The following is a 920-nucleotide window of genomic DNA, read 5'->3' as shown; positions in this document are numbered from 1 at the left end:
CAAGTACATCCACATCCTATATGTGGGTATATCGTTCCAATAAGCATGAAGTGCCGATTGTACTGTATGATTACCATTCTACAAGATCAGGAGACTGTCCAAAAGAATTCCTAAAAGGATATAGCGGATATCTAGAATCAGACGCATACGGCGGATACAATAAAGTCGAAAACGTGATTCGATGTCTGTGTAATGTCCATGCCTTAAGGAAATTCAAGGATTCATATAAACTGCTTCCAAACAATAAGGAACGAAAAACGAGCGATGAGGCAAAAGCCATACAGAAATATGACGAAATCATCCACCATTCAAATCTTATTGATGAAAAAGCAGTTGAAAAATATTCGAATCCTGAAAAGCGAATGGAATATATCACAAAGAGACGAAAAGAAGAACTCAAGCCAAAGTTTGAGAAGTTTTTATCGTGGCTTGAAGAAATCGAACCAAGAAACAAAGGCAAATATTCCATGAGCAAAGCAATCCAGTATGTATTGAACAACAAAGAAGGACTTATGGAATTTACAAATGATGCGATCATCCCACATGACAATACAAGCTGTGAAAGAAGTATACGCCCATTTGTAGTCATACGAAATCGATGCAAATTCAGCGTAAGCGTACATGGAGCACAAGCGAGTGCCATGATCTATTCATTAGTAATCAGCTGTATAGAAAATAAACAGAATCCATACATGTACTTTACTCATTTATTTGAAAATCTACCAAAATTAGATTTAACAAATAAAGAAGAACTGAGAAAGTATTTGCCATACAGTCGAGAACTACCAAGCTATATCCGAACATTATCAAAGAGCGAAATAAAAGCCATCCTTAATGAAGCTAATTCACAAGTGTGATCCAGCAAGGATGGCTTTATTATATATTCGTCAGCAGTTTATTTGTACCACCTTTAAATTTGA

Annotated in this window: 1 protein-coding gene; it reads left to right on the top strand. The window is 35.9% G+C overall.

Annotated features, from left to right (window positions below):
- Positions 1 to 857, top strand: an 857-nt coding sequence (gene tnpC / locus KTQ83_RS11840) for an IS66 family transposase (RefSeq protein ID WP_217285056.1), incomplete at its 5' end; no start/stop codon positions are given.
- Positions 858 to 920 lie beyond the last annotated feature (63 nt).

Source organism: Holdemanella porci, from assembly GCF_019052655.1.
GTDB classification, from domain to species: Bacteria; Bacillota_I; Bacilli_A; order Erysipelotrichales; family Erysipelotrichaceae; genus Holdemanella; species Holdemanella hominis.
The sequence above is the reverse complement of the archived record's forward strand: the minus strand, read 5'-3'. Positions and strand labels throughout refer to the sequence as shown.